The 16,815-nt window shown below is 45.4% G+C and carries 11 protein-coding genes and 1 pseudogene; 5 read left to right on the plus strand and 7 right to left on the minus strand.

The features are described 5' to 3' along the window. Positions 1 to 130: 130 nt before the first annotated feature. A complete protein-coding gene (zomB, locus tag K0H59_RS12355; RefSeq protein WP_088211589.1) occupies positions 131 to 910 on the plus strand; it encodes a flagellar motor control protein ZomB in 780 nt (259 codons plus the stop codon). 206 nt (positions 911 to 1,116) lie between these two features. Here zomB and topA read toward each other — a convergent pair whose 3' ends face one another. Next, positions 1,117 to 3,753 (minus strand): type I DNA topoisomerase, encoded by a 2,637-nt coding sequence (gene topA, locus K0H59_RS12360; protein ID WP_220053295.1) that lies wholly within the window; start codon positions 3,751 to 3,753, stop codon positions 1,117 to 1,119. A 331-nt stretch (positions 3,754 to 4,084) separates the two neighbouring features. On the opposite strand from topA, the gene astB reads away from it, so the two are divergent. After that, positions 4,085 to 5,419, plus strand: a complete 1,335-nt coding sequence (gene astB / locus K0H59_RS12365; RefSeq protein WP_220053296.1) for an N-succinylarginine dihydrolase — start codon at positions 4,085 to 4,087, stop codon at positions 5,417 to 5,419. A gap of 82 nt (positions 5,420 to 5,501) precedes the next feature. Here astB and K0H59_RS12370 read toward each other — a convergent pair whose 3' ends face one another. Beyond that, complete coding sequence (locus K0H59_RS12370) at positions 5,502 to 7,958, minus strand: hypothetical protein (protein WP_220053297.1); 2,457 nt, start codon at positions 7,956 to 7,958, stop codon at positions 5,502 to 5,504. A gap of 220 nt (positions 7,959 to 8,178) precedes the next feature. Between K0H59_RS12370 and K0H59_RS12375 the strand changes: the two genes are divergently transcribed. Together K0H59_RS12375 and K0H59_RS12380 are read left to right on the plus strand one after the other, a co-directional pair. Next, entirely contained in the window at positions 8,179 to 9,492 is a 1,314-nt protein-coding gene (locus tag K0H59_RS12375; RefSeq protein WP_011716748.1) for a dicarboxylate/amino acid:cation symporter, read from the plus strand. A gap of 156 nt (positions 9,493 to 9,648) precedes the next feature. Further along, a complete protein-coding gene (locus K0H59_RS12380) occupies positions 9,649 to 9,996 on the plus strand; it encodes a hypothetical protein (RefSeq protein WP_220053298.1) in 348 nt (115 codons plus the stop codon). A gap of 76 nt (positions 9,997 to 10,072) precedes the next feature. Here K0H59_RS12380 and tnpA read toward each other — a convergent pair. The 4 genes and pseudogenes from tnpA to K0H59_RS12400 form a co-directional block, all read right to left on the minus strand. Beyond that, a pseudogene (gene tnpA / locus K0H59_RS12385) lies at positions 10,073 to 10,483 on the minus strand (IS200/IS605 family transposase). A gap of 227 nt (positions 10,484 to 10,710) precedes the next feature. Further along, positions 10,711 to 12,432 (minus strand): bifunctional UDP-sugar hydrolase/5'-nucleotidase UshA, encoded by a 1,722-nt coding sequence (gene ushA, locus K0H59_RS12390; RefSeq protein WP_220053299.1) that lies wholly within the window; start codon positions 12,430 to 12,432, stop codon positions 10,711 to 10,713. Between the two features lie 364 nt (positions 12,433 to 12,796). Then, positions 12,797 to 13,462, minus strand: coding sequence for an alpha/beta hydrolase (locus K0H59_RS12395; protein ID WP_220053300.1), 666 nt, complete (start codon positions 13,460 to 13,462; stop codon positions 12,797 to 12,799). A 52-nt stretch (positions 13,463 to 13,514) separates the two neighbouring features. Continuing rightward, positions 13,515 to 13,742, minus strand: a complete 228-nt coding sequence (locus tag K0H59_RS12400) for a DUF3389 domain-containing protein (RefSeq protein ID WP_220053301.1) — start codon at positions 13,740 to 13,742, stop codon at positions 13,515 to 13,517. 388 nt (positions 13,743 to 14,130) lie between these two features. Here K0H59_RS12400 and K0H59_RS12405 point away from each other — a divergent pair, with 388 nt between their 5' ends. After that, complete coding sequence (locus tag K0H59_RS12405) at positions 14,131 to 16,056, plus strand: M1 family metallopeptidase (RefSeq protein WP_220053302.1); 1,926 nt, start codon at positions 14,131 to 14,133, stop codon at positions 16,054 to 16,056. A 261-nt stretch (positions 16,057 to 16,317) separates the two neighbouring features. Here the strand turns inward: K0H59_RS12405 and K0H59_RS12410 are convergent, their stop codons facing one another. After that, entirely contained in the window at positions 16,318 to 16,806 is a 489-nt protein-coding gene (locus K0H59_RS12410; RefSeq protein ID WP_011623029.1) for a peptidylprolyl isomerase, read from the minus strand. Between the last annotated feature and the right edge of the window lie 9 nt (positions 16,807 to 16,815).

Here is a 16,815-nt window from a genome sequence, read left to right on the forward strand (position 1 = left end):
AAGCAAATAGGAATATAGAGCACAAGTCTTAAGTTTCATACGACAGAAATGATAACCTAGGCTAAGATATCTATGCTAGTTTATTGATTTATTGTAGCATTACCCTAATTAGATAAATAATGGAACAGCTATGACATTCACCTTGGTTCTGATCCTCATCGGTGCACTTTTACTGCTTGTTATCGGAATTAACGTTATACAACAACAAAAAGAACGTGCTGAGGCTGAACGTCGCATAGAATTTGCCCGTCAACGCGCAATTATTGATGAAACTGAAACCGTATTATCCAACACTGGGATGATACCTTGTAGCACACACATCATCTTAGTGCTCTACCGCCGCGTGCAAGAAGCGTTAGAAATCGCCACCACATTAAGTACGAGTCAACAGCAATCGGATTTTCAACGTCGTCTTACCGATCTCAAATCACAAATCGAGACATTGCAATCTAACACGCCACAGATGCCCCCCATCGAAAACTTTAGATTGCCGGATAATGACAAGCAGATCTTAGTATTAGTACAGACACTCAAAAAACTGAAAGCCATTTTACGTGCAGAGCATAATAAGGGTCGTGTCGATCCCAATGTGTTTGCCCAAGAAGAGAATCGTATTGATAGTTTACAACTGCGAATTAACGTCGATTCCATGCTGTCTCGTGCCCGTGCCGCGAGCTTTATGAAGCAATATGGCTCATCTAAACAAATGGTCACCAAAGCCTTAGCGACCTTACATGCCATTAAAGCGCAAACGCCTAATGATCCTTTTATTGCCCGCAAGGTCGATGAAGCCAAAATGCTGTTAGATGAGATTATGGGCGCACAAAAGCTTTCTGCCCCGAGTGCGCCTAGACCCAAAAATGAAGAAGATGATATCGATATGCTGTTTCAACCCAAGAAGAAATGGTGATATCGCATTGCTCAATTAGGGACGTTTCGATAAAAAAGCCAAGTCTGTGACTTGGCTTTTTTATGCGTGATAATTTTTATCGGTTATCGGTAAACCACCGCCATTGTTGTCATCGGCTATTTAACTCTAGATAACAAAATGGGCTCTTAGGTGAGCCCATTTGCTTATACCGCGAAGAAAAGGAACTTAAATCCTATTCAATTAGGTTACTTCTTAGCTTTCTTCGCTGTCGATTCAGTTACCCATTTACCATTCACATAATGAGCCGACCATCCCGTCGCTTTACCGTCAACTTCGGTCGCCACATATTGCTCTTTGGTCTTACGGCTAAACTTCACCGCCGCTTTATTCCCTTCATCATCGGCGATAGGGGCATCGGCAAGATACTGGTATTTAGGCCATAAAAGCTCGCGATATTTCACTAACTCTTCAACCAGTGGCGCACGGGTTTCCCGAGATTTAGGGAAAGTACTGGCAGCCAAGAAAATCCCCGCCGCACCGTCACGCAGCACAAAATGCGCATCAGACTTGCTGCATTTCAGCTCTGGCAGATAAATAGGATCTTCTTTTGGTGGCGCTGCCTCACCGTTTTTCAGTAACTTACGAGTATTCTTACATTCCTCGTTAGTACAACCAAAATACTTACCAAAACGGCCGTTTTTCAGCTCCATATCATGGCCACAGCGGTCACATTCGATTAATGGACCTTCGTAACCTTTGATCTTAAATTGGCCTTCTTCGACTTCATAACCCTCACAGATGGGGTTATTACCGCAAACGTGCAGCTTACGCTTTTCGTCGATAAGGTAGCTGTCCATCGCCGTACCGCAAATGCCACAACGATGCTTGGCGCGTAGCGCATCGGTTTCGGCATCTTCACTGTCGCTAATCGCTTCTATACCTGGCGTTAGGTTCATGGTGGTTTTGCAGCGTTCTTTCGGTGGCAACTCGTAACCCGAACAACCCAGGAACACCCCAGTTGTGCCGGTACGGATCCCCATTGGGCGACCGCAAGTCGGACACTTAATATTGGTCATCACCATTTGATTAAGGCGCATACCGCCTTCTTCTGGCGCCAATTCCGCCTTCTCTAGTTGTTTAGTGAAGTCGGCATAGAAACCATCGAGGACTTTTTTCCAATCCAGCTCACCACTGGCAACATCGTCGAGGGTCTGTTCCATGCTGGCGGTAAAGTCGTAGCTCATCAGCTCGGCAAAACTACCGACTAAACGTTCACTGACAATCTCGCCCATTTTCTCAGCGTAGAAACGGCGGTTTTCAACTTTGACATAACCCCGCTCTTGAATCGTCGAAATAATCGTGGCGTAGGTTGAAGGACGACCGATACCACGCTTCTCTAATTCTTTTACCAATGACGCTTCGCTGTATCTGGCGGGCGGCTTAGTAAAGTGTTGCTTAGGCTCTAATTCGACCAGAGACAACAGATCACCTTCGTTCACCGAGGGCAAGGTATTGTCTTCTTCATTTTTCTTTTTCAATGCGGTTTGCACACGAGTCCAACCGTCAAAGCGCAGGATACGTCCCGTAGCTTTCAGTTCATAGTCACCCGCCTTGACCGTGAGTTTGGTCGCATCGTATTGGGCAGGTGTCATCTGACAAGAGACAAACTGACGCCAAATAAGCTCGTAAAGACGCTGTGCATCACGTTCCATATCAGTTAATGCAGCCGCTTCGACCTTCACGTTTGATGGACGAATCGCTTCGTGTGCCTCTTGCGCGCCTTCCTTAGAGCCGTAGCGAATCGGTTCGGCAGGTAAATACTTGGCGCCGTATTCCTTGCCGATCATCTCACGCACGCTGTCTAACGCTTCTTGGCTTAAGTTTGTCGAATCGGTACGCATATAAGTGATGTGACCCGCTTCGTACAAGCGCTGTGCCATCATCATGGTTTTCTTCACCCCAAAGCCTAAGCGAGTACTGGCCGCTTGTTGCAGAGTCGAGGTAATAAAAGGAGCCGAAGGTTTACTCTGGGTCGCTTTATCTTCACGAGCAATAACTTTAAAGCTGGCTGAAGATAAGGCTTGAACGGCGGCTAACGCTTGTTGCTCGTTTGTTGGCTCAAAGGCTGAGTCTAGGTACTTAACCACTTCCATGCGCAGCGCTTCGCTCGCAGGCGTATTGAGCTGTGCATGCACATCCCAAAACTCTTCGGGTACAAAGGCTTTGATTTCGCTTTCACGCTCCACCACAAGACGCACTGCCACGGATTGTACTCGTCCTGCAGATAATCCGCGGGCAACCTTCTTCCACAACAGTGGTGACACCATAAAGCCGACGACACGGTCTAAAAAGCGTCGTGCCTGTTGGGCATTGACCATATTGGTATCAAGAGCAGAAGGTTTACTAAAGGCTTCTTGAATCGCAGTTTTGGTGATCTCGTTAAAAACAACACGTTGATACCGCGAAGGATCGCCACCAATCACCTCTTGCAAGTGCCAGGCGATGGCTTCCCCTTCACGGTCTAAGTCCGTTGCGAGATAGATTTGGTCAGCAGAATCGGCTAAGGCTTGCAGCTCTTTAACGACTTTCTCTTTACCCGGTAGGATTTGATATTTAGCCGCCCAGCCCTTTTCAGGGTTAACGCCCATACGCGACACCAGCGCCTGGTGGTCTTTCACCTTTTTATATCGCGCCTTTTCTTCTGGCGACATCTTCTTCACTTCGGCGGCGGATTTCACCTTTTCATTGCCGTCAGATGAAGAAGAGGTTGGTAGGTCACGGATATGCCCCACGCTCGATTTAACGATGAATTCTTTGCCAAGATATTTATTAATAGTCTTAGCTTTGGCCGGTGATTCGACAATAACTAGCGATTTACCCATAGTTTGATTTGCGCCAAAAAATCTCAAGAAGGTGGAAATTGGCTCCATATATAGAGGGTTGCATTGAGAGTTTCAAGCTAATCCCTCTTTTATATGTACCAGCGAGTCACTTTTTAATCAAAGTTGAAAAAATGTAAAAAAATAATATTGCGTAATTAAAAACTAATATTTCATTATTTGCCAGCAAGCAAGAAATAGTTATGCATTTATCGTGAAAAAGTCGCTTTGAGCACAAAACCGTGCGCTTGTGCCCACAAAAACCTTCAGTATACTGGGTCGCTTCAGGGACCATTTGAATAAATAATAACCTTCCCTATCACAAGGATAAGCAATGAAGCACTTTGAAGCGAATTTCGACGGACTCGTTGGGCCAACCCACAATTATGCCGGTTTGTCTTTTGGCAATGTGGCCTCACTCAACAACGCCGCTTTAGTCTCAAATCCTAAAGCCGCCGCTAAACAAGGTTTGCAAAAAGCCAAAGCACTCGCTGATTTAGGGATGATCCAAGGCATGTTAGCGCCACAAGAGCGCCCAGATCTTAATACACTGCGCCGAATTGGTTTTTCTGGCAGTGATGCCCAAGTTTTACAACAAGCCGCTAAAACCGCGCCTGCGCTGCTTAATGCCTGTTGCAGTGCTTCGAGTATGTGGACGGCAAATGCCGCAACCGTGTCGCCCAGTGCCGACACCCGTGACGGTAAACTGCATTTTACCCCTGCCAACTTAGTCGATAAGTTGCATCGCAGTATCGAGCCCATCACAACGGGGCGCATCTTAACAGCAACTTTCAACGATCCCCACTATTTTCATCACCATAATCATTTACCTGAGCATAATAGCTTCGGTGATGAGGGCGCCGCGAATCATACTCGCCTGTGTCAAGAATATGGTCATGCTGGGGTCGAGCTGTTTGTTTACGGCCAAGAAGCCACTAATCCCAATGCGCCAAGACCGCAAAAATATCCCGCAAGACAAACCCTCGAAGCGTCGATGGCGATAGCAAGATTGCATCAACTTGAGGAAGATAACTGCGTCTTTATTCAACAAAATCCCAATGTCATTGACCAAGGGGTATTCCACAATGATGTGATCGCCGTGGGTAACCAAAATGTGCTGTTTTACCATGAGCAGGCATTCTTAAATACACAGGCTAAATTGGATGAAATAAGACGAAAACTCGATACCGAATTATTCTTTATCGAGGTTCCAACCGCCAAAGTGGCAATTAACAATGCGGTAAAGAGTTATCTATTCAATACCCAGATAATCACCCTCCCCTCGGGCGAAATGGCCATCATTGCCCCAACAGACTGCCAAGAGAACCCTGCTGTTTATGCGTATTTAAATGAACTACTCACGTTAAATACGCCAATCAAGCAAGTGCTGTATTTCGATGTGAAACAAAGTATGCAAAACGGTGGCGGCCCCGCCTGCTTGCGTTTACGGGTTGCCATGAATGAGCGAGAAGTGGCTGCTGTGAATCAACACACTTTACTTAACGATGCTTTATTCACGCGTTTAAATACCTGGGTGGATAAGCACTACCGCGACCGTTTATCGACTCAAGATTTAGCCGATCCGCAATTAGTGATTGAATCACGCACCGCATTAGATGAGCTCACCCAAATCATGAAATTGGGAAGTGTGTATCCATTCCAACGCTAATGTGATTGGAGCGTAAAATCTGAAGGTAAAAAATAAGGTGCCATTGGCACCTTATTTTTTACATGCAAATACCATCAAGCTTTTAATGAATAACAACAGGAATAGTCGCTATAGGAGTAATAAGTCCCTTAGGTGTCACAGCTTCAATTCTCAACGTTCCTGCATCGGGCTGCTCAGCTCCTTTTATTGTGACTGAGTATGATGCCGATGCATTATCATTGGAGGAAACCACTGTTATGCTACCTTTGCTAGCTAAACTTCCTGCTGTTGCTGTAAACGTAATGATAGTTCCAGCAGGTAGTGGCTGATTATGCAGATCACCAATAATGAGTGAAACCCCACCGATACTCTTTCCAATGATATCAATTGTATTATTATCATTTAGACCATCGCACACATCGGCCTTGGATTTATCATCGATGCAGCTATCAACAATAACAGGGCTGGATGACATCGCTTCACTACCAGACATAACCAAAATAAGCGAAGCTCTTACGTTTACTGACTTACTCGATGCTGAACAACCGGAATGAGGTGTTCCATTTACATCTAACTGACACAAGCTCCCATTATATAATCCATCCGCTTGGTCATATACACCATTGCTATTGAAATCAGTAAAGACCTCTGCATCTCCCCCAGCTTCACCACCGGCAACACTTGGGTTAAAAATGTGGTCTTCATTATGGTCAACAAAAGCTTCGCTTAAATCATACGGATTACCTGATACATCCTTTTTATTTAAAAAGCTATCAACTTCAGATGCATCAAAACGACCATTACTATTGGTATCAGGGAATGACTCTTCACCTATAGCTGTCGCTAAAATTGTCACACGACCACCATAAGGTTGGCCTAACCCTGCATCTAAAGAAGGTTCCTTACCTTGCATAGCCAAGGTGTCACCTGTAGGACGAGGATTCTGGCTTGTCCATTTAACTGAACAAGCACCATTTACCGTCAAACATGACGATTCTATTACGCCACCTTCGGTAGTAAAAGTAACAGCTGTACCATCGGGGACAGGGTTGTTAAAAGCATCCGCTAAGCGAGCAGTGACATCAACTTCAACACCGTCATAATCCCAACCTTCTGGACTGAGATTCGATGCAGACAAAGAGAAGCTATCTTGATCAGGTAACCCAGTAGAAATAACTAATTGGTTTGATTGGCTAGATATTGCAGGAGAACTGCCGTCAACTGTTGCAGTGACCCTAACGCTTGTAGACACAGAACCCGAATTAACGACTGTTTGAACGATACCTTGACTGTTGGTTGTCGCAAACTCTGGATCAAGGATGATATTACCAACTTTAGTGTTTAATGAAAAATTGACCCGTTGGTTACTAACTGCAATGCCATTTTTATCCATTACCTTGAACTTTACAGTAGAAGCTTCTGCACCACCAGTTCCTTTGAGTTTAATGACCTCAGGCAATGCTTCTAAGAAAAAAATACTCCCTACGCTGGCCGGTAAAACATTCACAATTGCCTTGGCCGTTAGAGATTTTCCACCGACATTGGCACTAATATTTATAGTGTCATCCCCCACACAACCTTTTGCTAGGTAAGTACTCGTTGCAACGCCATTAACGGCAACAACAGGTGTACTTAATTCTGCTTCAGCATTTGCCTTTAAAGCACAAACAGAGGTGAATTGAACTTCTACAGGATCAGTAAATGGATTACCAGAATCATCCTGAATAGATACAGAAACACTTGAAGTTCCACCAGCTGAAACAATTGAAGGTTCAACAGAAGCTACACCGTTCTGGAACGGAGAACCACTTCCCATAAATACATTCGTCGCACCAATACTAAATACTAAAGGTTCAGATTTTTCTCCCGAAAGCAATGTTGCTGTTGCACTACCTGCACCAGGCTGAGAGCTGGCCAAAATTTGAACATATGCAACGCCTTGTTCAGTAATGGCTGTATCTATAGGTAATTCACCGCGAGTACTGGAAAATTGAACTATGGTTTGCTTGGAAATACCCGTCACATTAGCAATAAGATAACCAGGTGAAAGTGACGTTATTGTTGATATGGGAGTTTTTGACTCAAGGTCACTCACCATTATCAAGGATACCTGCGCACCGCCTGTTGATGCTCCACCATCACCTTTAGTATTAAAGGAAACATCTGATGTAACAGCACTCCCCCCTGTTGGAGTATAAGTTGCTGTAATTTTGCCAGAACCAAGTATATTACCAGGCAAGACATCAATGGAAACCTTACCCTCAGTATTAGTTACCCCACTATCAGGGGTTAACACTCCTTGACCCTCTAGACTAAAAACAACTCTTGCGCCACTTAAAGCTGATGAATTTTTCGTCAAGGTTGCAGTCAGCTTTCCTGGAGCAGCATTCGAAACTTCCGTTATTGATTGCCCACTTGAATTAGTCAGCCCCAATTTAATGACATATTTATCTGATGGTGTGGTGCCAGTGCCATCGTCGGAGATACTGCCTCCGCCGCCACATGCGACCAAGAAAAGTGAACATAATCCTGCGAGAAAAACCTTATACGCTGACTTCATTGTCAGGCTCCCTGTTACTCTGATGATAATACTAAGATTGACGCTTTTAACTTATAGGCTAACATTACACAATTTTCACCTAACTTTTCCAATACTCTCTTATTTTATTTCTCATATTTTGCAGCCAGTTTAACATCGGAACTCATTTAAACTTCTGCATTTTCTTGCTAGGCTTGTCGTCGCCAATATTAGAATGTATAAAAAACACACAGGAACCCCCATGGCAACCTTATTACAAAAGAAATTCGGCCTTACAAGCAAAATTCTGTTCGGTATGGCAACAGGTATTGCTTTAGGTCTCATACTCCGCAATGTCTTTCCAGAAAGCGATATCGTAAAAGACTATATTACTGAAGGTTTCTTACATGTTATCGGCACTATCTTTATCTCAAGTTTGAAAATGCTAGTGGTTCCACTGGTATTTATTTCATTAGTTTGTGGCACTTGCTCACTGAGTGAACCTTCAAAATTAGGTCGTTTAGGCGGCAAAACATTAGCCTTTTATTTATTCACAACAGCGATTGCTTTAATTCTCGCCATTGTCAGCGCGGTATTAGTTCATCCAGGTAATGCTTCGCTCGCTTCCGAAAAAATGGAGTACACAGCCAAAGAAGCGCCTAGTCTTTCGAGCGTCCTAATCAATATAGTGCCAACGAATCCGATGCAAGCCATGAGCGAAGGCAATATGCTGCAGATTATTATCTTTGCGGTGATTTTTGGCTTTGCGATTGCGCATATTGGCGAACGTGGGAAACGTGTTGCCGCGTTATTTGAAGATTTAAATGAAGTGATCATGCGGGTCGTTACGCTGATCATGCAGCTTGCGCCTTACGGGGTGTTTGCACTGATGGCAAAACTGGCTTTAACGCTAGGTTTGGGAACATTCGAAAGTGTGGTCAAGTATTTCTTTGTCGTGTTGGTGGTGTTACTCATCCACGCCTTTATCGTCTACCCGACCCTGCTTAAGTTATTCTCAGGCTTAAATCCGCTGATCTTTATTCGTAAGATGCGTGATGTGCAGTTGTTTGCCTTTTCAACCGCAAGCTCAAACGCCACCTTACCGATTACGATTGAGGCGTCTGAGCACAGACTCGGTGTTGATAATAAAATTGCCTCTTTCACCCTGCCATTAGGTGCCACCATTAACATGGATGGCACGGCGATTATGCAAGGTGTCGCTACTGTATTTATCGCCCAAGTCTTTGGTATTGAGTTAACCATTACCGATTATGCTGCCGTTGTTGTCACCGCGACCTTAGCGTCAATCGGTACTGCTGGGGTTCCGGGCGTAGGCTTGATCATGTTAGCTATGGTGCTTAACCAAGTTGGTCTGCCCGTTGAAGGTATTGCCCTCATTATCGGGGTTGACCGACTGCTGGATATGGTGCGCACCGCGGTTAACGTAACAGGCGATTGCGTCGCGACTGTGGTGATTGCCAAATCTGAAGGCGAATTTAACGAAACCGTATTCAACAATACTCAAGCCGGTAAAGTCGCCAGTAACTTCGATGAACAAGTGCATAAAGTAGAGTAATCCTCACTTTCGAATGCATCTATATCTACTAAAAAGCCCAACTCAGTTGGGCTTTTTTATTTGTCTTATCCTAATTTTGTGAACAAGCAAATAGAATAGTCCTTTAAAACCCATTACATTAGACCTCGTCAATATAGAAAGATAGAGAGGAAAACTATGTGGTGGAGAGTGAGCTGGATTATTGTCGCCTTTTGGCTGTTAAGCGCGCATTTTCTACGCTATGACCAGCTTGTATTAACTGGCCTATTTGCATTCGCGCCTATGGGTTTACTTATCAAACACCCTGTCGTCATTCGACTACTGCAAGCGATATTATTCATCAGTGTGGTAGTCGTTTGGGGCACAACCGCGATCGATGCGGTACAAATGCGTATCGCCCACGATGCGCCTTGGATAAGGCTGACAATCATCATGGGCGGCGTGATGCTCTTTAGTCTTGGCGCGGTATGGAGTGCGAACGGAATTTGGCGCAACAGAGCACGTTATAGCAAGACGGCATTCTAGCGTTCAGAAACATCACTAAATTGCTTTAAAGACAGTATAAATCCACCTGCATAGCAGGTGCCTTTGATACAGCCCCCTAGAATGGGGCTAACAAACTAATATTCCAATCTAACTGAATTTGCCTCTTGGCTTTCTCTTTAGCGACTTTATCCTGATACCTTACATATCTTCTGATGATATCCTCATTGGCTCCTACTGAGTCAACAAAATAGCCCCTCTGCCAATAGTGATTCCCCCAAAGCCTTTGCTTTCTTAAATAAGGAAATTTTGCAAACAGCCTGATCACTGTTCGACCTTTAACAAAAACCATCAATTCCGATACGCTTAGACTTGGTGGAGTCCTTACAACCAAGTCCACATGGTCCATTTGCACATTTAGTTCTACCACCGTAAATCTCTTCATATTGCAATATACATAAATACTTCAGTAAAGCTCCTTACCCAAGTTTTCTTTCAGAATCTTGTATCTGTACTTAGGTGCCCACACTAAGTGATACTAACAACGGTAAAATTCGTGTGATGAAGACTCGTATCTGCTCATGCTATTTACTCCTTCATTTGCTGGTAACAAACAAAGGCAGCATTTAGCATGGGTATTCTACGGGCAAATCCCCACATGAACGATCACCACCTCCAGAGGAGGTGATTTTAGAATACCAATAAAAATGCCACTCAAATGAGTGGCATTTTTTTACGATAATTTATCGCATGCGATTACAGCTGACAGCCTTCAACACTGTTTGAGTTTTCGTAAACAATGTCACCCACTGGGTTGTAGTCAGCAGCTACGATAGCTTGTTTCTCTTTCAGGAATGAATAGAGTAAGTCCGCATCTACATAACCGGTTTGGATTGGGCTAGCCAGTTTTGGATAACCGTCACCACCTGCAGCGTTAAAGCTAGGTACAGTGAACTTATAGCTTGCTGTCGCACTGAACTCTTTGCCGTTGATTTCGCTGATATTAGCCGTCTTAGCCGCACAGTCGATGGTCATTTTCACGCCAGTGATCTGCGCATAACCACCTGAACCGATTTGGATACTGCCCACAGCGCCTAAGTAAGCCGCAACTTCAGTACCCGTCATTTCGTTCAGGGTGACCATGTTGCCGAAAGGTTGAACCGTCAGTACGTCACGGTAAGTAATGTCACCCGCTTGGATAGAAGCGCGCACACCACCTGAGTTCATTACACCAAAGTCAGCAGACACTTTACCGCTTTGTGCCATGGCTAACATGCGGCCTAAGTTGGTTTGCTTGTTACGTACGTTTGCACGTTCACCATCGAGCAGCGCATCGGTAGTCGCAATCACTTCGTCTAACTTAGCTTGGCCTTTTTCTTGGTAGTAAGACAGCAGCTCTTTTAACTCAGCATCTGGCTCAATCTTAGTGCCAGCCAGTTCTGTGGTTTTCTTACCTGCTTCGTCCAGTTTACGCATGTTAACTGGGATCAGCTTGTAGCTCGCTAAATGCAGTTCACCGTTGAAGTATTGGAAATCTGCACGGCCAACATACTTACCCCATTCGTGGGCTTGCATGATCCAAGTGCCGTTTTGTTGATCTGGCGCGCAGTCATCACCAGGTTTGAAGTCGGCATAAGACTTATTGTCAGTACCCGGTTCCATACACACTGGATTTTGTGAGTGACCACCAATCACAACTTGTAAGTCGCCTTTATTCAACGCACGAGCCATAGCTACGTCGCCTGGGGCGTTGCTACCGTTTTGGCCATCGGCATAGTGACCCATGTGGGTCGTTGCGAAGATAATATCAGCCGCTTTGGCGTCTTTAATTTCTTTGATAACTTTCGCCACTTCCACTTTAGGATCGGTGAAAATTAAATCGCTGATAAATTCTGGGTTACCGATTTTTGCAGTGTCTTCGGTGGTTAAACCAATCACAGCCACTTTAAGACCGTTAATAACGAACACTTTGTAAGGCTCGAAATAACGTTCACCTTGACCACCCTCAGCATTTTTACGGTAAATGTTCGCCGCCAGCATTGGGAATTCGGCTAAACGACGCTGCATATCTAAAACAGATAATGGGTTATCGAATTCATGGTTACCGACTGCCATTGCGTCGTAACCAATTTTGTTCATACCAGTAAAGTCAGGAATCGCATCCTGTAAATCAGATTCTGGTACGCCAGTGTTTATATCACCGCCAGACAATAATAATGTTTGGCCGCCATTCTTGCTGACTTCAGCACGAATTTGATCAATTAACGCTTTACGCGCTGCCATACCATATTCGCCATCACTGTTTTCCCAGAAACGGCCATGGTTATCATTGGTGTGCAATACGGTAAAAGTTTTACAAGCACTGCCCGCTTCGGCACAGGTTGTTGGTACTTTAGTATTATCATCATCACTATTACAACCTGCTAGCGCAGCCAGCACTGCAGTCGCAATTAGTCCTTTAATAAGCTTATTTGTCATTACATCAACCCCTTGATTTTAATTATTTTATCATAGATAGATTGTCGCGAAGTCCATCCAATTCGCGTCACGCATAATAGCAAAGAATAAAGACGAATTGTGTCATTTTTATTAATAAACGTGACTTTAATGTGGAATCACAAGGAGGATTTAAGACAAATTTGTTTCAAATAAAAAATAAGCTAAACGGCTGATTTTTACTTTTTGTTTCAATGACTGAAAAATACCAGAATATTAAATTTAACTCGTTAAATTTAAGCAAGTTAGCAATTAATGACAAAACATCTTATTGTTCTGAATAAAAAACATCAAACAGTAAAAACACTTTTTACCGCATGATGTTTTTATCAGCATTTAGATTTTTCTACATTTCAAAACACTGTTGTAACCAAGTGCTTATTGCTTTTAATTGCACAGGGATGACCGAATGTGGCATAGGATAGGTTTGCCATTGCACTGAATATCCACCCGCCTCTAGCGCATTCTTCGCTAATAAACCTGCGGATAATGGCACCACATCATCCTGTTCACCGTGCTGATGTAAAATAAGCGTTTTCGCATTGGCAACACTTAATTGGCTGGGTAATACATCACCCGTCGGTAAATAACAGGAAAGCGCCATAATGCCAGCGAGTTTTTGAGGATAACGTAACCCCGTAAATAGGCTCATCACCCCGCCTTGGCTAAAACCTGCCAAGACGATGCGTTCACTCGGAATACCAGCCGCGATTTGTTCGTCAATCAAGGATTGCACACTCTGCTCCGAGGCCATCACGCCCTGCATATCGGCTCTATCGTGCAAATCCATGCTCTTGATGTCATACCAAGCGCGCATAATGTAGCCGCCGTTAATGGTCACCGCTTGCTCTGGCGCATGGGGGAAGATAAAGCGAATGCTATGCCCCGCAGGCAATCCTAACGCCGGAACCACAGGTGCAAACCCGGCGCCCGAGTCCCCTAAACCGTGTAACCAAATCACCGCCGCCGTCGCCTCAACTTGAGGCTCAATCACAATACGTTCAAGTGTCATACTGACAAATCCCTTATAAATCAAAAGTTATTATGCTCGCCCCGCGAGCGCTTTACAGATAATCAATGCCAATGAGGGCTTGCAATGCGTCGAGCTGATTTGTGTTATCTAATTTAATGCTCCAACGCACGCCGCCGCCATTGGCGATGATCATCGGCGGATCCTGTCTAAGGCTGATGTCTTCGGCCGCAGCTTGAAGCACCACATTGGCCATGTTCAGCCGGATCTGCACTTCAAATTCAGTGGCAATTAACTTACCCTGAGAAAATTCCACTAGCATCGCAATTCCGCTCTCGTGATAGTCACTGTTAAAACGCGCCATGATAGCAAAGTTATTTCGCCAAGGATGAACTTTTAAACTCGCATTAGGGTTGATGACAGACCAGCCATAGGTTGAGCAAGCTTAGGTTTATCCATCACCATCAAATCCACACAGCTGCAGTATTAGAGTCCGCTTACGTCAAGTCCTTATCCGCTCGGCATAGACGCTTAACCCAGCTTTTTAGCAAGGTAATCCCACAGTCTAGATAAAGTTTAATTACATTTTAGTGTCAGCTAAATTGCCCCAAAGCAGAGCAGTTCGAGTAAAATCCCGCATCAGCGATGCCAGCCCGCTCGCGGCTAGTGCGATTTACACCATAACAAGAATCACAACACTGGGTGGTTATATGTTTTTATCCCGTCGTACCCTTATTAGCAGCGCACTCTTGATGCTGCCATTAGTACATTATGCCAATGCGGCCAATACCTTACCGAATACGAACCTAGCCAGCGTCACCGCCAGCCAAATGCACTCTGTCACCGATGAGCTGACCTTTGCCAACTACCAGCAAGTGAGCATTCATCACATCGCATTGGCATTAAACGTAGATTTTGCGCAGCAGCAACTCTCGGGGGACGCGATTCTCGAACTGGATTGGCATCAGGCCGGAAAAGTACTAGTGCTCGATACCCGTGACCTTACGATTAACAGTGTCAGCATGTTAAATGCAAACGGCCAATGGCAATCCGTGCCCTTTAGTTTAGGCACAGCCGATAAGGTCAAAGGCGCAGCGCTCACCATCAATCTGCCTCAAGAGCGAGTCGCTAAGGTCAAAGTTAATTACCATACCTCCAAGAATCCATCCGGTATTCAATGGCTGACTCCAGAGCAAACCCAAGGTAAGCAATGGCCATTTATGTTTAGCCAGAGCCAAGCCATTCATGCCAGAAGCTGGATCCCGCTGCAAGATACGCCCGCAGTGCGCCAAACCTATAGCGCCACTGTCACCGCTAAGCAATGCATTAGTGTCGTGATGAGCGCCGACCGAAAGAACGTGTCTTCGACGCAAACCCAATTCACTATGCCGCAGGCGATTCCGGCCTATTTGATTGCCATTGCCGCGGGACATCTGCAATTTGCCGCCTTAGACGACACCTCAGGCATTTGGGCCGAGCCCGAAATGCTTGCCAAGGCCAGCAAAGAATTTGCCGATACGCCGGAGATGATCGCCATCGCCGCCAAACGTTACGGCGATTACCGTTGGGGCCGATACGATTTGCTGATCCTTCCGCCGAGTTTCCCCTTCGGCGGGATGGAAAATCCGCGATTATCCTTTATTACCCCCACAGTCATCGCGGGAGATAAAAGCCTAGTGAGTTTAATCGCCCACGAGCTGGCCCATTCTTGGTCGGGGAATTTAGTCACTAACGCCACCTGGCGCGATCTCTGGCTTAACGAAGGTTTTACCACCTATGTGGAAAACCGAATTATGGAAGATCTCTATGGCCGCGACCGCGCCCTGATGGAGCAAACCATTGGTTACTCTGAACTATTGGCCGAATTAGCTGAGTTGCCCGCTGGCGATTCAGTGCTGCATATTGACTTAGGCGATCGCGATCCCGACGATGCCTTTAGCGGCGTCCCCTATGTGAAAGGGCAATTATTTTTGCGCTTCCTCGAGCAAAAATTTGGCCGCGAACGGTTCGACACCTTTGTGAAAAGCTACTTCGATCACTTTGCGTTTCAAAGCATTACCACGGAGCAGTTCCGCAATTACCTCACGCAGCAGTTATTGCAAAAATATCCCAATATCGTCAGCGAGTCCGAAGTGGATACTTGGGTAGAGGGACAAGGTTTACCCAGCTTTTTAGTGCCACCCAACTCACACGCCTTCGATGATATCGATGCCCAGCGCCAAGCGTGGTTAGAAGGCAAGCGTGAGGCCCGCGCGCTAAACACTCAGGGCTGGACTGTGCATCAATGGCTACGCTTTATTAATGAAATGCCAAGGCTAAATCTCACAGAGCAGCAATTAGCCGAGTTAGATAAGGCCTTTCATTTTACAGGCACCCACAATAATGAAATCGCTTTTGCCTGGTATGCCCTCGCCCTCGATAACGGTTATTACAGTGTCCTACCTGCATTGAAACAACATTTAACCGAGATTGGCCGGCGCAGGCTGATTGTGCCTTTGTATCAAAAACTGGCGAGCAGCGAGCACTATGACTGGGCAAAAACCGTTTACTTAGCGGCCCGCAGTGGTTACCACCCACAGACCCAAGCGAGTCTTGATATGATGTTTAGTGATAAACCGATGAAGCATACCCATTAAACTGTGCACTTGTTGGGCTTGAACGCAGGAAAGCCTGTGCTCAAGCATCGCCACGAAAAGTGGCCATAAGTTTAGCGGTGAATCCTTTGCACAAAAACCACGATGTTGATTGCGAGACTTTCATTGCTAGAGTTTGTTTGAAACCAAAGCATTTACGCACAAAAAAGCCCAAACCTAGGTTTGGGCTTTTGTTTACTTATCTGGTCGTTATTCCTGGGCACACCTGCTGTTGCAGAGTATTAATGGGAGAAACCACACAGATTAGTGGTGGTGACCGCCGACACCGTGGGCATGACCGTGGGCAATTTCTTCATCGGTCGCATCACGGGCGCCAACCACTTCGATATCGAAGGTTAAGTCACGGCCCGCTAATGGATGGTTAACATCCACAGTCGCCATAAACTTACCCACTTTGACGATAGTCACTTGGCGTTGACCCTGATCAGTATGAACCACAGCCGTCATGCCTGGCTTCCACACGCTAGCGCCTAACAGGTGCTTCACAGACACACGTTGCTGCGCCGCTTCACCTTCGATACGCTGACCATAGGTTTCAGTGCATGGCAGAGTAACAGTGAACTTTTCACCAATCGCTTTACCATTAATCGCATTCTCAACACCTGGCATCATGTTGTCATGGCCGTGTAAGTAAGCAATCGGCTCGCGACCTTCGTTTGTCTCGATCACTTCGCCTTTTTCGTCGCGCAGAGTGTAGTTAAACTGCACAACCATATCGTCTTTAATGCTCATCGAATATCC

Origin of the sequence: Shewanella sp. FJAT-51649, assembly GCF_019457435.1 — a bacterium.
Taxonomy (GTDB): Bacteria; Pseudomonadota; Gammaproteobacteria; order Enterobacterales; family Shewanellaceae; genus Shewanella; species Shewanella mangrovisoli.

Bases quoted from the DNA above. Each gene is read 5' to 3' on its own strand.
- zomB (WP_088211589.1), top strand. From the start codon at position 131: ATGACATTCACCTTGGTTCTGATCCTCATCGGTGCACTTTTACTGCTT.
- topA (WP_220053295.1), bottom strand. From the start codon at position 3,753: ATGGGTAAATCGCTAGTTATTGTCGAATCACCGGCCAAAGCTAAGACT.
- astB (WP_220053296.1), top strand. From the start codon at position 4,085: ATGAAGCACTTTGAAGCGAATTTCGACGGACTCGTTGGGCCAACCCAC.
- K0H59_RS12370 (WP_220053297.1), bottom strand. From the start codon at position 7,958: ATGAAGTCAGCGTATAAGGTTTTTCTCGCAGGATTATGTTCACTTTTC.
- K0H59_RS12375 (WP_011716748.1), top strand. From the start codon at position 8,179: ATGGCAACCTTATTACAAAAGAAATTCGGCCTTACAAGCAAAATTCTG.
- K0H59_RS12380 (WP_220053298.1), top strand. From the start codon at position 9,649: ATGTGGTGGAGAGTGAGCTGGATTATTGTCGCCTTTTGGCTGTTAAGC.
- ushA (WP_220053299.1), bottom strand. From the start codon at position 12,432: ATGACAAATAAGCTTATTAAAGGACTAATTGCGACTGCAGTGCTGGCT.
- K0H59_RS12395 (WP_220053300.1), bottom strand. From the start codon at position 13,462: ATGACACTTGAACGTATTGTGATTGAGCCTCAAGTTGAGGCGACGGCG.
- K0H59_RS12400 (WP_220053301.1), bottom strand. From the start codon at position 13,742: ATGCTAGTGGAATTTTCTCAGGGTAAGTTAATTGCCACTGAATTTGAA.
- K0H59_RS12405 (WP_220053302.1), top strand. From the start codon at position 14,131: ATGTTTTTATCCCGTCGTACCCTTATTAGCAGCGCACTCTTGATGCTG.
- K0H59_RS12410 (WP_011623029.1), bottom strand. From the start codon at position 16,806: ATGAGCATTAAAGACGATATGGTTGTGCAGTTTAACTACACTCTGCGC.